Genomic DNA, 13,757 nt, shown 5'->3' on the forward strand with positions numbered 1-13,757 from the left:
ATAGATAAGTTCGTTAAACAGAATTGATTTAGTTAAAAAAAAAGACCAACAATTGTTTTAAAAATGAGTATTTTTGAGAGGTAAAATTTTTTTATTTATGGATAAATTTCCAAAATTTGCAGTGATTGGCGGCGGAAGTTGGGCAACAGCCATTGCAAAAATGTTGTGCGTTAACCTTGATGAAATTGCTTGGTACATGCGAAATGAGTCGGCGATTGATCATATTAAAATACAAAAACACAATCCAAATTATTTAAGTTCGGTTGAATTTGATATTAAAAAACTCAAGCTTACTTCTGATATAAACGAAGCGGTTGCGTATGCCGATTTTATCATTTTTGCCATTCCATCGGCTTTTTTAAGTACAGAGTTAAAAAAACTAACGGTAAGTATAAAAGATAAGGTAATTTTTTCTGCCATTAAAGGGATTGTTCCCGAAACGTTTTTGATTGTAGGAGAACATTTTCATCAAGAGTTTGACGTTCCTATCGAAAACATTGGTGTGATCACGGGTCCGTGTCATGCTGAAGAAGTAGCATTGGAGCGACTTTCCTATTTAACAATTGCATGTGGCGATGCCGAAAAAGCAAAAATTGTCGCCAAAGTATTGGCGGGAAATTATATTAAAACTAAAATTTCAGACGATATCATTGGTACAGAATATGCTGCGATGCTTAAAAACATTTATGCTATTGCTGCCGGAATTGCTCATGGATTGGGCTATGGCGATAACTTTCAATCGGTGATTATGAGTAATGCTATTCGTGAGATGAAAAAATTTATTCGTAAAGTGCATAAAATGAAGCGTAATATAAATAACTCGGCGTATCTGGGCGATTTATTGGTGACAGGGTATTCAGTTTTTTCTAGAAACAGAATGTTTGGCAATATGATAGGAAAAGGATATACGGTAAAATCAGCCATGATGGAAATGAGTATGGTTGCCGAAGGCTACTATGCCGTGAAAAGCGCCTATAAACTCAATCAAGAATACAAAGCTAAAACACCCATTATTGATGCGGTTTATGAAATTTTGTACGAAGGAAAAGATGCGAAAAGAGTGTTTAAAAAGTTAACGGAGAAATTGGATTAAGATTTAAAGAGAAAAGAGTACAATCTTTTTTCATACTTCCATCTGGTTTTCTACCTCACAATCACACCATCCACAAACAAAATTGGCACTTCTTCTACATAATCGGGAGTGATAGATTGCGCTTTGAAGATAAATTTCTTATCATATAAAGTGCTTCCGATAAAATAAGTAACCATAAATTCATTATTCAATCGTAAAACATTTGTTTCTAATAGTTCAATTTTTACAACAGAAACAGAGGACACTTTTAGAAAAACATGGCGCAAGAGCGATGTTTTTTTCATTTCGCCATCAAGCGTTCCGAAAGCTTGCGAAACGACCATTACACTTTCTAAATCAAAGTCAGAATCGTTAACGAGATACACATACCAAACCTTTTCCATAAAGTCATCACTCCATTCTTGAATGGCGGCAAGAAATACGTTTTCTACTTTTGGAATGTTGATGTCTGATTTCATAATAATCAAAAGTTTAAAAGTCAAAAACATAAAAGTACCTTAAGACTTTATGACATTTGACTTAATTTAAATACTCGATTTGAATTGCTCTAAGAAACGTACATCATTTTCGAAAAACATTCTGATGTCTCCTATTTGGTAGAGTAACATCGCAATACGCTCAATCCCCATTCCGAATGCGAAACCAGTATATTCTTCCTGATTGATGCCACAATTTTTCAAAACATTGGGATCCACCATACCGCAACCCATGATTTCTAGCCAACCTGTTCCTTTGGTAATTCTATAATCGGTTTCGGTTTTTAAGCCCCAATATATATCTACCTCGGCACTAGGTTCAGTAAATGGGAAATAACTAGGGCGTAGACGTATTTTGGATTTTCCGAACATCTCTTTAGTGAAATATAAAAGCGTTTGCTTCAAATCGGCAAATGAAACCTCTTTATCAATGTATAATCCTTCCACTTGGTGAAAAATACAATGCGAACGGGAGGAAACCGCTTCGTTACGAAAAACTCTTCCTGGAGAAATGGTTCTAATGGGCGGTTTATTGTTTTCCATGTAACGAACTTGAACCGATGAAGTATGCGTGCGCAATAAAACATCAGGATTGGTCTGGATGAAAAACGTATCTTGCATATCACGAGCAGGATGGTATTCTGGCAAATTCAAAGCCGTAAAATTGTGCCAATCGTCTTCTATTTCTGGACCGTCGGAAACGTTGAATCCAATGGTAGAAAAAATATCAATAATTTGATTTTTTACCAGTGAAATAGGATGACGAGAACCGATAGTAACGGGTTCAGCAGGACGAGATAAATCATTATAAATCCCTTTGACTTCTTCCTTACTTTCCAACTCCTCTTGAATGGATTTTACTTTTTCTTCGGCAACCAATTTCAGCGTGTTGATAACTTGCCCGAATTCCTTTTTTTGGTCGTTAGGAGTGTTTTTAAATTCGGCAAAATACTCTTTTAACAAGCCTTTACTACCTAAAAATTTTATACGAAAATATTCTAAAACTTCCTTGTTATTGGTGCTGAATGCTTTAGCTTCTTCAATGTTTTCTTTAATCTTGTCTATCATCGGTCAATTTGTAAAGTTGCAAATTTAAGATTTTTTAGTGATTAGTGATCGGTGATTAGCGATTAGTTTAAGAAATAAATAGTGACATACTTTGTCTAATTACCGGTTACTAATAACAAATTACTTTATTACTTCTTTCTCCAAAAAATAACTTACGATAGCTTCTTTCATCAAAATCGATTGTTCGCCAGCTCTCAATGGCGGGAGTTCTTCTTTAACTTTATAATGTGGCCAACCTTCTTTATCGACAAAATCAAATTCGTAAAAGCCGTAAGGTTCTAACAATCGGCAGATAGCGATGTGCATTAGGTTGAGTTTTTCGTCCTTTTCGAAGGATTGGTGCACTTTTCCTAATTCCTGCACGCCTATTAAATAGATAATTGCATCCAAATCAAGCACATCTCCTTCAGCAAATTGATTGGAAAGTATTTGCACTACGTTGTTCCACCGATTTTTTAATTGTTCGTCTCTTGACATTTGATTTGGGATTGTTGATTAACGATTTGAGATTTTTGAAACGCTCAATCGCGATAAAATTAAGAATACAAAGTTAACGATTGAAAACAGATTGCGCAGCAATATCCAAGCATTCAATACTAATTTTTAATTTCCTTACTGGCGCTTTCGTCAATCCAGCCTACTGTTTCGTCCGTAAGTTCGACTTTTTCCCAATTCGCAATACTTTCTAGAATATACACTTTTGTGCCTTCATGCAATAGAGCTGTATCCTGCCCACCAGTTTTTGGTTCACTTTTTAAAGGCGTAGTTTCAGCAAAAATAATAGCCGGTTTTTCGTTGTCGACTCTCATTTTTTCATAAAAACCAGAGACAGTGCTCAAACAAATTAAAATAATCCAAAGAAACATTCCGATGAAAAAAACGCGTTTTAAAATGACTTTTTTTGAAAAATAAAAACCAATAAAAAACAGTAACGATAAAATCGCAAACATGACAGCAATCCAAGCCAAAGTATCATAATGGTATTTTGAAGTAAGGGCTAAAATAATTTTGTTTAAACCTACTTTGGGGATTACTTTTATATCATCAATTGCCATTTTTCGGGCAAATTCTAAATTGGTTTTGATTTCGGTATCGTTTGGACTTAACAACAATGCTTTCTCGTAATTGTATATCGCAGGTGCTACTTTGTGCAGTTTGTAATAACAGTTCCCGATGTTAAAATACAATTCTGCCGATTGTTTTCCCGAATTTAAAATGTTTTCAAAACTAGTGATAGCCGCTTGATAATTTTCTTTTTGATAATATTGATTTCCTTGGTCAAAAGCAGATTGAGCCAATAAAATTTGGGAAATTAAAAGGAATATGGATAGTATTTTTTTCATTTTTATTTAATTGTCAATTATTTAAGTTGCTTTTCCAATTCAGAAATAATTTCAACGGCTTTCTCATAATCTTGCTGAATTGCCGTTTCAGAAGATTGCGCATAACGAGCCAATTCACAATTTTCGGTTAGATGAATAAACTCGGAGATTGTTGCTGCATTTGCTTTTCGCGAAAGCAATAATTCTGCTATTTTTTCTTTGCTCATTTCCGATGTTTCTAAATTAATCTTGGCTTTTAAGAAATTGTGCATGGCTTTTTCAAGTGCAATATAAAATGGTTCTTTGTTGCCTAACTGTTTTTTGGCATATCCCAAGTATTTTTTAGCTAACGCATTCGATTTCTTGATTTTGTTTCCCATAATATCATTGTCCATTTCTTCTTTTTTTCTTCTGGCTACAATCAAAAATGGAATTGCCAAAAAAGGTAAAATCAGTAAAGAATAGAATAATCCCGAACCTAGAAAAGCATCTTTTTTGATAGGTTTCAAATGGGCTACTTGTTTGTTATAAGCAAATGATTTAGCCACTTCAAATTTCGTTTTGGAAACATTATTCGGGTTTGTTTTTTGCGAACTTGCCACGCTTGGACCCTCCAACACCGTAATGGTTAAAGGTTTGGATGTAATGGTTTTATAATGTGAAGTGCCCAAATCAAAATAGGTAAATTGCAATGGTTTGATTTGATAATTACCTTTGTATTGAGGAATTATAGTGTATTTATCAGAAATTTTTCCTGTCATTCCTGTTAACGGTGTAGTTACATTTTCGTTATTAACAGGATCGTACATCTCTAAAGCTGAAGGCATAACGGGTTTTGGGAGCGTAAATAATTTTAAGTTTCCTGTTCCAACCACACTGATATCTAAATCAAAGGATTCCCCATTTTTCAAAACTGTTTTTGAAGGGTTTACTTTGAAATCAAAATGACCAACAGCACCAGAAAAGGCTTCGGGTTTTCCAGTTTCTGGCAAGGCACGAACATTGATTACTTTGCTTCCTGCAGAAACGCGCTTACTATCTTGAGTCATTAAGGGTTGTCCCCAAAAATTTCTTCTGTTGGTTGGGACTTGGCAATCAATATCAAGTGAAAGCGGTTCAATTTCCAATTTGCCAGATTTTTGTGGATACAAAACTGTTTTTCGCAATACCACATAACGATAACGTTCGCCTTTGAATGTGCCGTCTTGCGGCACTAATTGTTTTACATCAATATTTTGGCTCCAAAAATCATTGTATTTTGGTTTGTTCAGCTCGCGCCAATTCGAGATGCCAATGTTGTAACTAAAGTATAATTTGTAAACAACAGTTATAGGTTCGTTGAGGTATGGATTGGTTTTTGAAATATCAGCAACCAAATATATATTATCATTTGCACTGATGGCTGGAGCATCGTTTGGATCTTTTGGAATCTCCACAGCATTGCTAACATTGATTTTTATGGGCAACGTTTTATAAGTCTGACCATTAATTTCGATGGAGCCTTGTTTGATGGTTAAAGCTCCTTTTTGTGTAGGCAATAAAATATAAATATACGATTTGTTGAAAGAGCTTTTTCCGTTTATCCACGATTGACTTACTGATTGACTTGGTCCACCAACGACCTTAAAACCGCAGGCTTCAAAATTGGGCGGCACAAAATTATCGCCATCGGCATTCATTGTAAAATCAATGCGAAGTCGTTCGTTCAGTCCCAAAGAATTCTTACTCACTTTTGCTTCAAATTGCACTTGAGCAAAAAGAGAATTCCCCAAAATGAGTAAAATTAAAATAACTACTTTTTTCATTTTCAAATCTTCAAAATATATAATTTTCAAATTGATTACCAATCTTTTTCAGCTTTTTTAGGATTGGCTTGTACTTTTTGTTTGTTTACTTTATCCTGAATTTTTTTCTCTTCGTTGTTTACCGCGTCTAATAAATTCTCTAGGCGTTGTTTTGAAATACCGCCAGGCTGCGGTTGTGGTTTTCCCTGATTTTGATCTTTATTCTCTTTGTTATCCTTATTCTTATCGCCGTCTTTTTTATCCTTGTCTTTGTCTTTTCCGTCTTTCTTGTCCTCCTTTTTATCTTTGTCTTTATCGTCTTTTTTCTCTTTGTTCTTATCCTTTTTGTCCTTGTCTTTTTTGTCGTTTTTCTTCGGAGGATTATCTTTCAGCATCTTTTTGGCTAAAGCATAATTATAACGAGTTTGTTCATCAGCTGGATTATTTCGTAAAGCATTTTTAAAGGCTTCGACAGCGCCAGCATAATCTTTATCTTTCATCAACGTGTTTCCAATATTATGAAATGCTTGATGTTTTTCGGACCTCGACTTGGCATTTTTTAAAGCCTTGGCGTAGTGATATTTGGCTTCGCTAGATTGATTTTGTCTGTAAACAGCATTTCCTAAATTGTAGGATGCAATAGTTTTTTTTGGGTTTTTAGATTCTGAAATCCGATATTCGGCTTCGGCATCAGCATATCTTTTTTCGACAAAAAAATCGTTTCCTTTTGGCAAATGATTGTCCTTTTCCTTGTCTTGTGCTTTCGCCAAAAAGGAACATAAAACAATAAAAATCAGGGTCGCATATTTGTTTCGGTCTATCATCTATCAGTCTTTTATCTAATTATCTTTTTCATTAAATAAATTCATCTTTTTTACCCATTTTGTCTTTTTCTCCAACAAGAAAACATCCAACAACATCAAGAAAAAACCAAATCCTAAAAACCATTGAAACTGCGATTTGAAGTCGGTCATTTGTGTGCTTTCAAATTCTGTTTTTTGGATATTGTCTAATGCGTGTTTCACATAATCCAAAACTTCTTTGGTAGAGTTCCCGTCAACATAACCGCCACCGGCTCTTTTGGCAATGGTTCTCAACACTTCTGCGTTTCTTTTGGTAATGACCACTTCGCCATTTTGGTCGCGTTGAAAACTTTCGACAACTCCATTTTTTTTCAACGGAATCGTCCCGCCTTTTTCGGTTCCAACACCGATTGTCATTATTTTCAAACCAACTTTTTTAGCTTCTTCGGCAGCATCGGCAGCCGCATCGGAATGATCCTCACCATCGGTAATAATGATTAAGAGCTTGTTGGTTTTATCTTTTTTATCGATATAGGTGACAGCCAGATTAATCGCTTGGTCAATCGAGGTTCCTTGTGCCGAAATCATTCCGGGATTCATGGTTTGCAAAAACATTTTTCCAACATTATAATCCGTAGTAATAGGTAAAACAGGGAAAGCACTTCCGGAATACGCAATGATTCCAATTCGGTCACTGCCCAAATTATTGATAATCTGTGAAACCAATTGCTTGCTTTTCTCTAAACGACTTGGTGCCACATCTTCTGCAAGCATACTTTTAGAAACGTCAAGCGCAAAAATAATATCAATTCCCTCGCGTTTTACGGTTTCCATTTTAGTTCCTATTTTTGGGTTAACCAATCCAATAATCAAACAAGTCAATGCCAATAAAACTACAACTAATTTCAAAACAGGTTTGAAAGCTGATTTTTCCGGGCTTAATTTTTTGATTAAATCCAAATCGCCAAACTCCCGTTGTTTCTTCCTTTTCCAGAATTGAATGTACAGGAAAAGTAGCGTCATCACTGGAATGACAAACAAAAAGTATAAATACCATTTTTCTTCTAACTCGTACATATTCTCTAAATAAAACTTCTATAAATTGTATTTCGTAAACCAAATTCCAACAAAACTAAAATCCCGGCAATCCAAACAAACAATCTGTATTTTTCATCATAATCATAGAATTTTAGCTCCTGAATTTCGGTAGTTTCTAGTTTGTTGATTTCCTTATAAATCGATTCTAATTTGCTATTGCTACTGGCTCTGAAATATTTTCCACCAGTATTTCGGGCAATTGTCTGTAATAAATTCACATCAATTTCAACAGGCATCATCCGGAATAAAAATCCACCACCAGGAGCATAAGCATATGGAAACATCGCATTGCCATTGGTTCCAATTCCGATGGTATACACTTTGATTCCGTATTCTTTTGCAATTTGCGACGCCGTTTCTGGTTCTATAAAACCGGCGTTATTTACGCCATCTGTCATTAGAATAATAACTTTGCTTTTGGCTTTGCTGTCTTTCAAACGATTGACGGCAGTGGTTAAACCCATTCCGATTCCGGTTCCGTCCTGCAAAACATTGTCGTATTTAATACTTTTGATAGCTTGCTGAATAATGGCTTTGTCGCTTGTAACAGGCGTTTTCGTATACGCTTCCGAGGCATAAACTACAAGTCCGATTCGGTCATTTGGGCGTCCTTCTACAAAGTTTTCAGCTACTTTTTTCAAGGCTTCCATTCGGTTTGGACTTAAATCTTTGGCAAGCATACTTCCTGAAACGTCAATTGCCATGACAATATCTATTCCTTTGGTCGATTTGGTTTGGCTGCTAATATCCACTTTTCTTGGTCGAGCCATGGCGATAATCAACGAACTTAATGCTAATAATCGTATTACAAACAAAAAAGGTTTTAGTTTAGCCAAGAAAGATTTTTGAGCTTTGAAACCTTTTACCGAACTTATTTTCAAAGTAGCACTTTGCTGTTTTCTTTTCCAAATTTGCCACAATAGTGCCGCAGGAAGTACTAAAAACAACCAGAAAAATTCAGGATTTAAAAAACTAACCTCTTTCATTGTTGTGCTGTTTGTAATTCGACCGAGTTCAACATTCTTTCGGCAATCTGATGTCCGTATTTATCTTCTTCGCGATGCATTACCATTATAGTTTGCAAGCCACCATTTTGACTGAAAAGCAATACTTCGTAATACATTTTTGTTGATTTCCCTTTTATTTTATTTAAAACAGTCATCGTTCCGTATGCTTTTTTACCTGATATTCCTTTTTGCGTATTGAAATCTTCTGTTTTCACGACGATATTTTGTGCGCCTTGTGCTTCCATAATTTTAAGGTAACCTTCGGCGGTTTTATCTAAATCTATTTGCGTTTCCTGTTTGTAAGTTACTGTTGAAACCGACAGGTAGAAATCTTCCAACAGGCTACCGTAACCAAAAGTCTGCATCTCCTTTATCAACGCCATAGCGTCTGTAGGAAGTGTTTTTGTGGCATCAATTCGCTTCAATACTTTTGGTGTTTCTACTCTTACGCCAGGATTTCCATATTCGCTATAAACCCATTGACCTTCAACTAAATCTTTGGTTGGATGACCAAGGAAATTATCTTTTACATAGTCAAATCCTTTGAAATAAATCAAGCCTAAAATAAAAAGCAACAGCATTCCGAATACGATTCCAATAGTGGAAATAATTCGAACGCGCTTTTGTTTTTTCAGTTTTTGTAAACGCGCCAATTCTTTCTGTTGTTCGTTCCATAACGTCAATTCATCATCATTTTCTACAACTTCCGGAATCGATTTATGAATGATTACGATGGAGCTTGAAATACGTTTTTTATCTTCTTCAATTTCATAATCTAACGGTTTTATTTTGGCAAATTTTACCAAATCGGCTTGCATTAAAACTTTTTCGAGATTTTCCACTGTTTCGTTGGAGAGTTTCAGTTTCTTTTGTTTGGCCGCTTTTCGCAATCCTTCAATCAGTTCAGAAGTTGTGCTTTCCATGGCGGGAATATGAATTTCTTCCTCAATATAATTACGTGCAATATCTGTAAGTTCCGAATAATAATGCTTGATTTCACCTTTTTGCCAAAGTTCTTTGGTTTCTAATTGTTGTAATAAAGTCGTTGCTTTTTCGATTGGTGATTTGAAAACTATTTCTTCAACTTTTGGTTTAGTTTGTCTTTTTTTGATGAATTGATAAATGAAATAACCAGCAATTCCTATTGCTAACAAGATTAAAAGGTAAATCCACCAAGTCCCTAACGGACTTTCAACTATAGCAATATCCTTTATGTCGTACATCTTTTGCTTAAGTGTATCAACTATGATATTATTGACTTCTACTTTGATACTATCCGAAAAAACAGATTTCCCGTTAATCAAAACAGGAATTCTTGGAATAAGATATTTCCCTGAATCAAATTGGGTTAACCCATATTTTTTTACTAATTGATACCGTGCGCCATTTTTAACGGTGTCAATTTTATACGATTGAATTACTTCTAAATCACCAAAATTTTTGGCTTCCGGAAATTTTACTTTCGATAATGTATCAACATCCGTTTTCAACGTTAACTTGAATTCGGCGCCGATTTTGTTTTTAGTAACATTAACAGCAGTTGTGACCTTTTGGGCAAAAAGCGTGGTTGAAAGTAGAAAAAATAATATGTATAACTTTATTTTCATTGTTGATTGAAGATTAACGATTTTTGATTTCAGAGTTTGTTTTAGCTGTTTTAATGTTTGAAACAAAGATTGAAATAAGTTCGTTGGCTTCTGTTTTTAATTTAATAATCAATTCTATATTGGATGTTAGTTTTGCCTTTTAATAATTTTCAAACAATTAAAAGTTTCTCTTAACTCTTTGGGGCATATTCCCATTTTATGAATAAAATCTTACGGACTTTCTGCGCTTTGAGCTTATCCATAATTTAATGTAAGAGAAGAAGAAGAACGAATAATTTGTGATCCCAAATGATTTCCTGTGTATGATTTTTCAATTGCATTCGAAAACAAAATTACATTAGCAGCAAAATCAATTAATCTTTATTCTAATACATGTTTATTAATTTTATGTTTTTATAAATATGCATTCTCAAATCGTTAATCATCAATCTTAAATTATTATCTGGATTTAAAATAACCCAATAATTTTGTCACATAACTTTCGTCAACTCTTGTATTTACAGTTCCCGAACCGCATTTTGAAAAGACATCCTTGAAGTAATTTACTTTGTCTCGATAGTGCTGTTCATAGCTCAAACGGTTTTTTTTTGAACCAGTGTTTACGACTAAAATTTCTCTGGTTTCTGCATCTTCCATTTCGACCATACCAATGTTTGGCATTTTCTCCTCACGAATGTCATACACTCGTATGCCAGTCAAATCGTGTTTTTTTGATGCAATTTTCAAGGTTTTTTCATAATCTTCATCCACCATAAAATCAGAAATCACAAATACAATCGCTTTCTTTTTCTGCGTACTCGATAGGAATTTCAAGGCTTGTGATAAATCTGTTTTTTTGCTTTTAGGCTGGAATTCAATTAGCTCACGGATAATCCTCAAAACGTGAGATTTCCCTTTTTTAGGGGGAATGTATAATTCAATTTGGTCTGAAAATAAAATCAAACCAATTTTATCATTGTTCTGGGTCGCAGAAAAAGCCAAGGTTGCCGCAATTTCGGTAATAATTTCACTCTTCAATTGATTTTTGGTTCCAAAACTTTCTGAACCCGAAATGTCGACCATCAACATCATGGTCAATTCGCGTTCTTCTTCAAAAACTTTGACATACGGTTCGTTGTAACGTGCGGTTACGTTCCAATCGATGGCACGAATATCATCGCCAAATTGGTATTGACGCACTTCCGAAAAAGTCATCCCACGACCTTTAAAAGACGTGTGGTATTCGCCCGAGAAGATATGATCACTCAATCTTCTGGTTTTGATTTCGATTTTACGAACTTTTTTGAGAAGGTCTTTTGTTTCCATCATTTAGTCGAATGTCTTAATGTCAAATGTCTTAATGTCGGTACTTTACGACGTTGGACTTTTGACTTTATGACTATTAAGGTACTTCTATTTCGTTTACTATTTTGTTGATGATGTCAACAGAGGTAATGTTTTCTGCTTCTGCTTCATAGGTAACTCCAATTCTGTGGCGCAATACGTCATGTACAACGGCGCGAACATCTTCTGGAATTACATAACCACGACGTTTGATAAAAGCATAACATTTTGCGGCTGTTGCCAGGTTGATACTTCCACGTGGCGAAGCACCAAAACTGATGAGTGGTTTTAAACTTTCGAGTTTATATTTTTCTGGAAAACGAGTAGCAAAGACAATATCTAAAATATATTTTTCGATTTTTTCGTCCATATACACTTCGCGAACCGCTTCTTGTGCTTTTAGGATTTGTTCAACAGAAATTACCGCATTTACTTTTTCGTATGCCCCTTTTAAATTCTGGCGGATAACTAATCTTTCTTCATCCATTTTTGGATAATCGATAACGGTTTTGAGCATAAAACGATCGACTTGTGCTTCGGGCAACGGATAGGTTCCTTCTTGTTCAATAGGGTTTTGAGTGGCAAGAACTAAAAAAGGTTTGTCTAATTTGAATGTTGTATCGCCAATAGTTACTTGCTTTTCCTGCATGGCTTCTAACAACGCCGATTGTACTTTGGCTGGGGCACGATTAATCTCATCGGCTAAAACAAAATTGGCAAATATAGGTCCTTTTTTAATGGAAAATTCGTTGGCTTTGATGTTATAAATCATCGTTCCGATAACGTCTGCTGGCAATAAATCTGGAGTAAATTGTATACGGCTAAAGCTCCCGTGAATAGCTTGTGATAAAGTATTTATTGCCAAAGTTTTTGCTAACCCTGGAACTCCTTCTAACAGGATATGACCTTGACCAAGTAGTCCAATCAACAAGCGTTCTATCATGTGTTTTTGACCTACGATGACCTTGTTCAATTCCATTGTTAATAAATCAATAAAAGCACTTTCTCTTTCTATTTTTTCATTAATAGCTCTAATGTCTAGAGCTGTAGCATTTTCTTCCATAGTTACTCTATTTATTCTAATGTATAATCTTTTTGATTTTACCGTTCAAAAATCAAAATTTTATCTCTTACACGATGTTAATAATCCGTTAAAACTTTTGTAATCATCCCTATTTTAAGGATGATTTATGATTTTCTTTTCATAATTTTAAGACCAAATCTGATTTAGAGATTTTTCGGTGACAAAAATAGATTTTTTTTAATTTTAAAAAGCCAACTTCTTCACAACTAAAGAAAAATAAAAATGAAAACACAATTATCGTCCATTATTGCTGGAACTATGAATTGGGGAATTTGGGACAAAAAACTTTCGGTTCATGAGATGGAGCATCTCATCCATATATGTATCGAAAATAAAATTACAACCTTTGACCACGCCGATATTTATGGCGATTACACCACCGAAGCACAATTTGGAAAAGCTTTTGGCGAAAGCAAAATTTCTAGAGAAAAAATTCAATTAATTTCAAAATGCGGCATAAAAAGTAAAGGATATAAAAACAACCCAGTCAAACATTATGATTATTCAGCAGCTTACATAATTTGGTCGGTTGAGAATTCTTTAAGAAATCTTCAAACCGATTATTTAGATGTTTTATTGTTGCATCGTCCAAGCCCTTTAATGCAAGCAGATGAAATTGCCAAAGCCGTTACCAAATTGAAACAAGAAGGCAAGATTATTGATTTTGGCGTTTCCAATTTCACCGCTTCTCAAACCGAATTAATTAGACAAAAAACAACCATCAGTTATAACCAAGTACAGTTTTCGGCAACACATCACGAGGCTATGCTTGACGGAAGTTTTGATTATATGCAACTGCACAATATCCGTCCCATGAGCTGGAATCCGTTAGGAACCGTTTTTAGAGAAGACATTGAGCAAACTAGACGACTCAAAAATCTATTAGTACAATTGGTAGACAAATACCATTTGGGTGCCGACACCATATTATTAGCTTGGATTTTGAAACATCCTGCCAAAGTAATTCCGGTAGCAGGAACGGTAAACATTGCCCGAATTCAAGCCTTGATGAAAGCTACAGAATTGCAACTCGAACAACAAGATTGGTTTGCTATTTGGGCAGAAAGTATGGGAAATAAAGTGCCGTAAACC

13 protein-coding genes are annotated in these 13,757 nt (G+C 34.9%); 2 read left to right on the forward strand and 11 right to left on the reverse strand.

From position 1 onward, the window contains the following. Positions 1–97 precede the first annotated feature (97 nt). A complete protein-coding gene (locus Q0Q96_RS11475; protein ID WP_293875491.1) occupies positions 98–1,093 on the forward strand; it encodes an NAD(P)H-dependent glycerol-3-phosphate dehydrogenase in 996 nt (331 codons plus the stop codon). 50 nt (positions 1,094–1,143) lie between these two features. On the opposite strand, the gene Q0Q96_RS11480 is transcribed toward Q0Q96_RS11475, so the two are convergent. The 11 genes from Q0Q96_RS11480 to Q0Q96_RS11530 form a co-directional block, all read right to left on the reverse strand. Beyond that, the gene (locus tag Q0Q96_RS11480) at positions 1,144–1,551 is read right to left on the reverse strand and encodes a hypothetical protein (RefSeq protein ID WP_293875493.1); all 408 of its coding nucleotides are present in this window, start codon (positions 1,549–1,551) and stop codon (positions 1,144–1,146) included. A 66-nt stretch (positions 1,552–1,617) separates the two neighbouring features. After that, positions 1,618–2,637, reverse strand: coding sequence for a phenylalanine--tRNA ligase subunit alpha (gene pheS / locus Q0Q96_RS11485; RefSeq protein ID WP_293875495.1), 1,020 nt, complete (start codon positions 2,635–2,637; stop codon positions 1,618–1,620). Between the two features lie 120 nt (positions 2,638–2,757). Next, positions 2,758–3,114, reverse strand: a complete 357-nt coding sequence (locus tag Q0Q96_RS11490; RefSeq protein WP_293875497.1) for a hypothetical protein — start codon at positions 3,112–3,114, stop codon at positions 2,758–2,760. A 119-nt stretch (positions 3,115–3,233) separates the two neighbouring features. Then, positions 3,234–3,980, reverse strand: coding sequence for a tetratricopeptide repeat protein (locus tag Q0Q96_RS11495; protein ID WP_293875499.1), 747 nt, complete (start codon positions 3,978–3,980; stop codon positions 3,234–3,236). Positions 3,981–3,997: 17 nt separating this feature from the next. Then, complete coding sequence (locus Q0Q96_RS11500) at positions 3,998–5,764, reverse strand: BatD family protein (protein ID WP_293875501.1); 1,767 nt, start codon at positions 5,762–5,764, stop codon at positions 3,998–4,000. Between the two features lie 35 nt (positions 5,765–5,799). Beyond that, the gene (locus tag Q0Q96_RS11505) at positions 5,800–6,567 is read right to left on the reverse strand and encodes a tetratricopeptide repeat protein (RefSeq protein ID WP_293875503.1); all 768 of its coding nucleotides are present in this window, start codon (positions 6,565–6,567) and stop codon (positions 5,800–5,802) included. A 15-nt stretch (positions 6,568–6,582) separates the two neighbouring features. Beyond that, entirely contained in the window at positions 6,583–7,623 is a 1,041-nt protein-coding gene (locus Q0Q96_RS11510) for a VWA domain-containing protein (RefSeq protein ID WP_293875505.1), read from the reverse strand. A 5-nt stretch (positions 7,624–7,628) separates the two neighbouring features. Next, positions 7,629–8,630 carry a VWA domain-containing protein gene (locus Q0Q96_RS11515; RefSeq protein WP_293875507.1) on the reverse strand — a complete coding sequence of 334 codons (1,002 nt, stop codon included), beginning with the start codon at positions 8,628–8,630 and terminating at the stop codon, positions 7,629–7,631. Further along, on the reverse strand, positions 8,627–10,258 hold the full coding sequence (locus tag Q0Q96_RS11520) for a hypothetical protein (RefSeq protein ID WP_293875509.1): 1,632 nt from the start codon (positions 10,256–10,258) through the stop codon (positions 8,627–8,629). The genes Q0Q96_RS11515 and Q0Q96_RS11520 overlap by 4 nt, the downstream gene beginning before the upstream one ends. Before the next feature lie 438 nt (positions 10,259–10,696). Further along, a complete protein-coding gene (locus Q0Q96_RS11525; protein WP_293875608.1) occupies positions 10,697–11,563 on the reverse strand; it encodes a DUF58 domain-containing protein in 867 nt (288 codons plus the stop codon). Between the two features lie 76 nt (positions 11,564–11,639). Then, complete coding sequence (locus Q0Q96_RS11530) at positions 11,640–12,644, reverse strand: MoxR family ATPase (RefSeq protein ID WP_293875538.1); 1,005 nt, start codon at positions 12,642–12,644, stop codon at positions 11,640–11,642. 243 nt (positions 12,645–12,887) lie between these two features. Here Q0Q96_RS11530 and Q0Q96_RS11535 point away from each other — a divergent pair, with 243 nt between their 5' ends. Beyond that, positions 12,888–13,754 carry an aldo/keto reductase gene (locus Q0Q96_RS11535; RefSeq protein WP_293875540.1) on the forward strand — a complete coding sequence of 289 codons (867 nt, stop codon included), beginning with the start codon at positions 12,888–12,890 and terminating at the stop codon, positions 13,752–13,754. The last annotated feature ends 3 nt before the right edge of the window (positions 13,755–13,757 follow it).

Source organism: Flavobacterium sp., assembly GCF_025352015.1.
Classification (GTDB): Bacteria; Bacteroidota; Bacteroidia; order Flavobacteriales; family Flavobacteriaceae; genus Flavobacterium.

What these genes read in the sequence shown, in the direction of transcription:
- Q0Q96_RS11500 (WP_293875501.1), bottom strand. Translation starts at nt 5,764, where the DNA reads ATGAAAAAAGTAGTTATTTTAATTTTACTCATTTTGGGGAATTCTCTT.
- Q0Q96_RS11490 (WP_293875497.1), bottom strand. Translation starts at nt 3,114, where the DNA reads ATGTCAAGAGACGAACAATTAAAAAATCGGTGGAACAACGTAGTGCAA.
- Q0Q96_RS11495 (WP_293875499.1), bottom strand. Translation starts at nt 3,980, where the DNA reads ATGAAAAAAATACTATCCATATTCCTTTTAATTTCCCAAATTTTATTG.
- Q0Q96_RS11505 (WP_293875503.1), bottom strand. Translation starts at nt 6,567, where the DNA reads ATGATAGACCGAAACAAATATGCGACCCTGATTTTTATTGTTTTATGT.
- Q0Q96_RS11480 (WP_293875493.1), bottom strand. Translation starts at nt 1,551, where the DNA reads ATGAAATCAGACATCAACATTCCAAAAGTAGAAAACGTATTTCTTGCC.
- pheS (WP_293875495.1), bottom strand. Translation starts at nt 2,637, where the DNA reads ATGATAGACAAGATTAAAGAAAACATTGAAGAAGCTAAAGCATTCAGC.
- Q0Q96_RS11525 (WP_293875608.1), bottom strand. Translation starts at nt 11,563, where the DNA reads ATGGAAACAAAAGACCTTCTCAAAAAAGTTCGTAAAATCGAAATCAAA.
- Q0Q96_RS11510 (WP_293875505.1), bottom strand. Translation starts at nt 7,623, where the DNA reads ATGTACGAGTTAGAAGAAAAATGGTATTTATACTTTTTGTTTGTCATT.
- Q0Q96_RS11520 (WP_293875509.1), bottom strand. Translation starts at nt 10,258, where the DNA reads ATGAAAATAAAGTTATACATATTATTTTTTCTACTTTCAACCACGCTT.
- Q0Q96_RS11535 (WP_293875540.1), top strand. Translation starts at nt 12,888, where the DNA reads ATGAAAACACAATTATCGTCCATTATTGCTGGAACTATGAATTGGGGA.
- Q0Q96_RS11475 (WP_293875491.1), top strand. Translation starts at nt 98, where the DNA reads ATGGATAAATTTCCAAAATTTGCAGTGATTGGCGGCGGAAGTTGGGCA.
- Q0Q96_RS11515 (WP_293875507.1), bottom strand. Translation starts at nt 8,630, where the DNA reads ATGAAAGAGGTTAGTTTTTTAAATCCTGAATTTTTCTGGTTGTTTTTA.
- Q0Q96_RS11530 (WP_293875538.1), bottom strand. Translation starts at nt 12,644, where the DNA reads ATGGAAGAAAATGCTACAGCTCTAGACATTAGAGCTATTAATGAAAAA.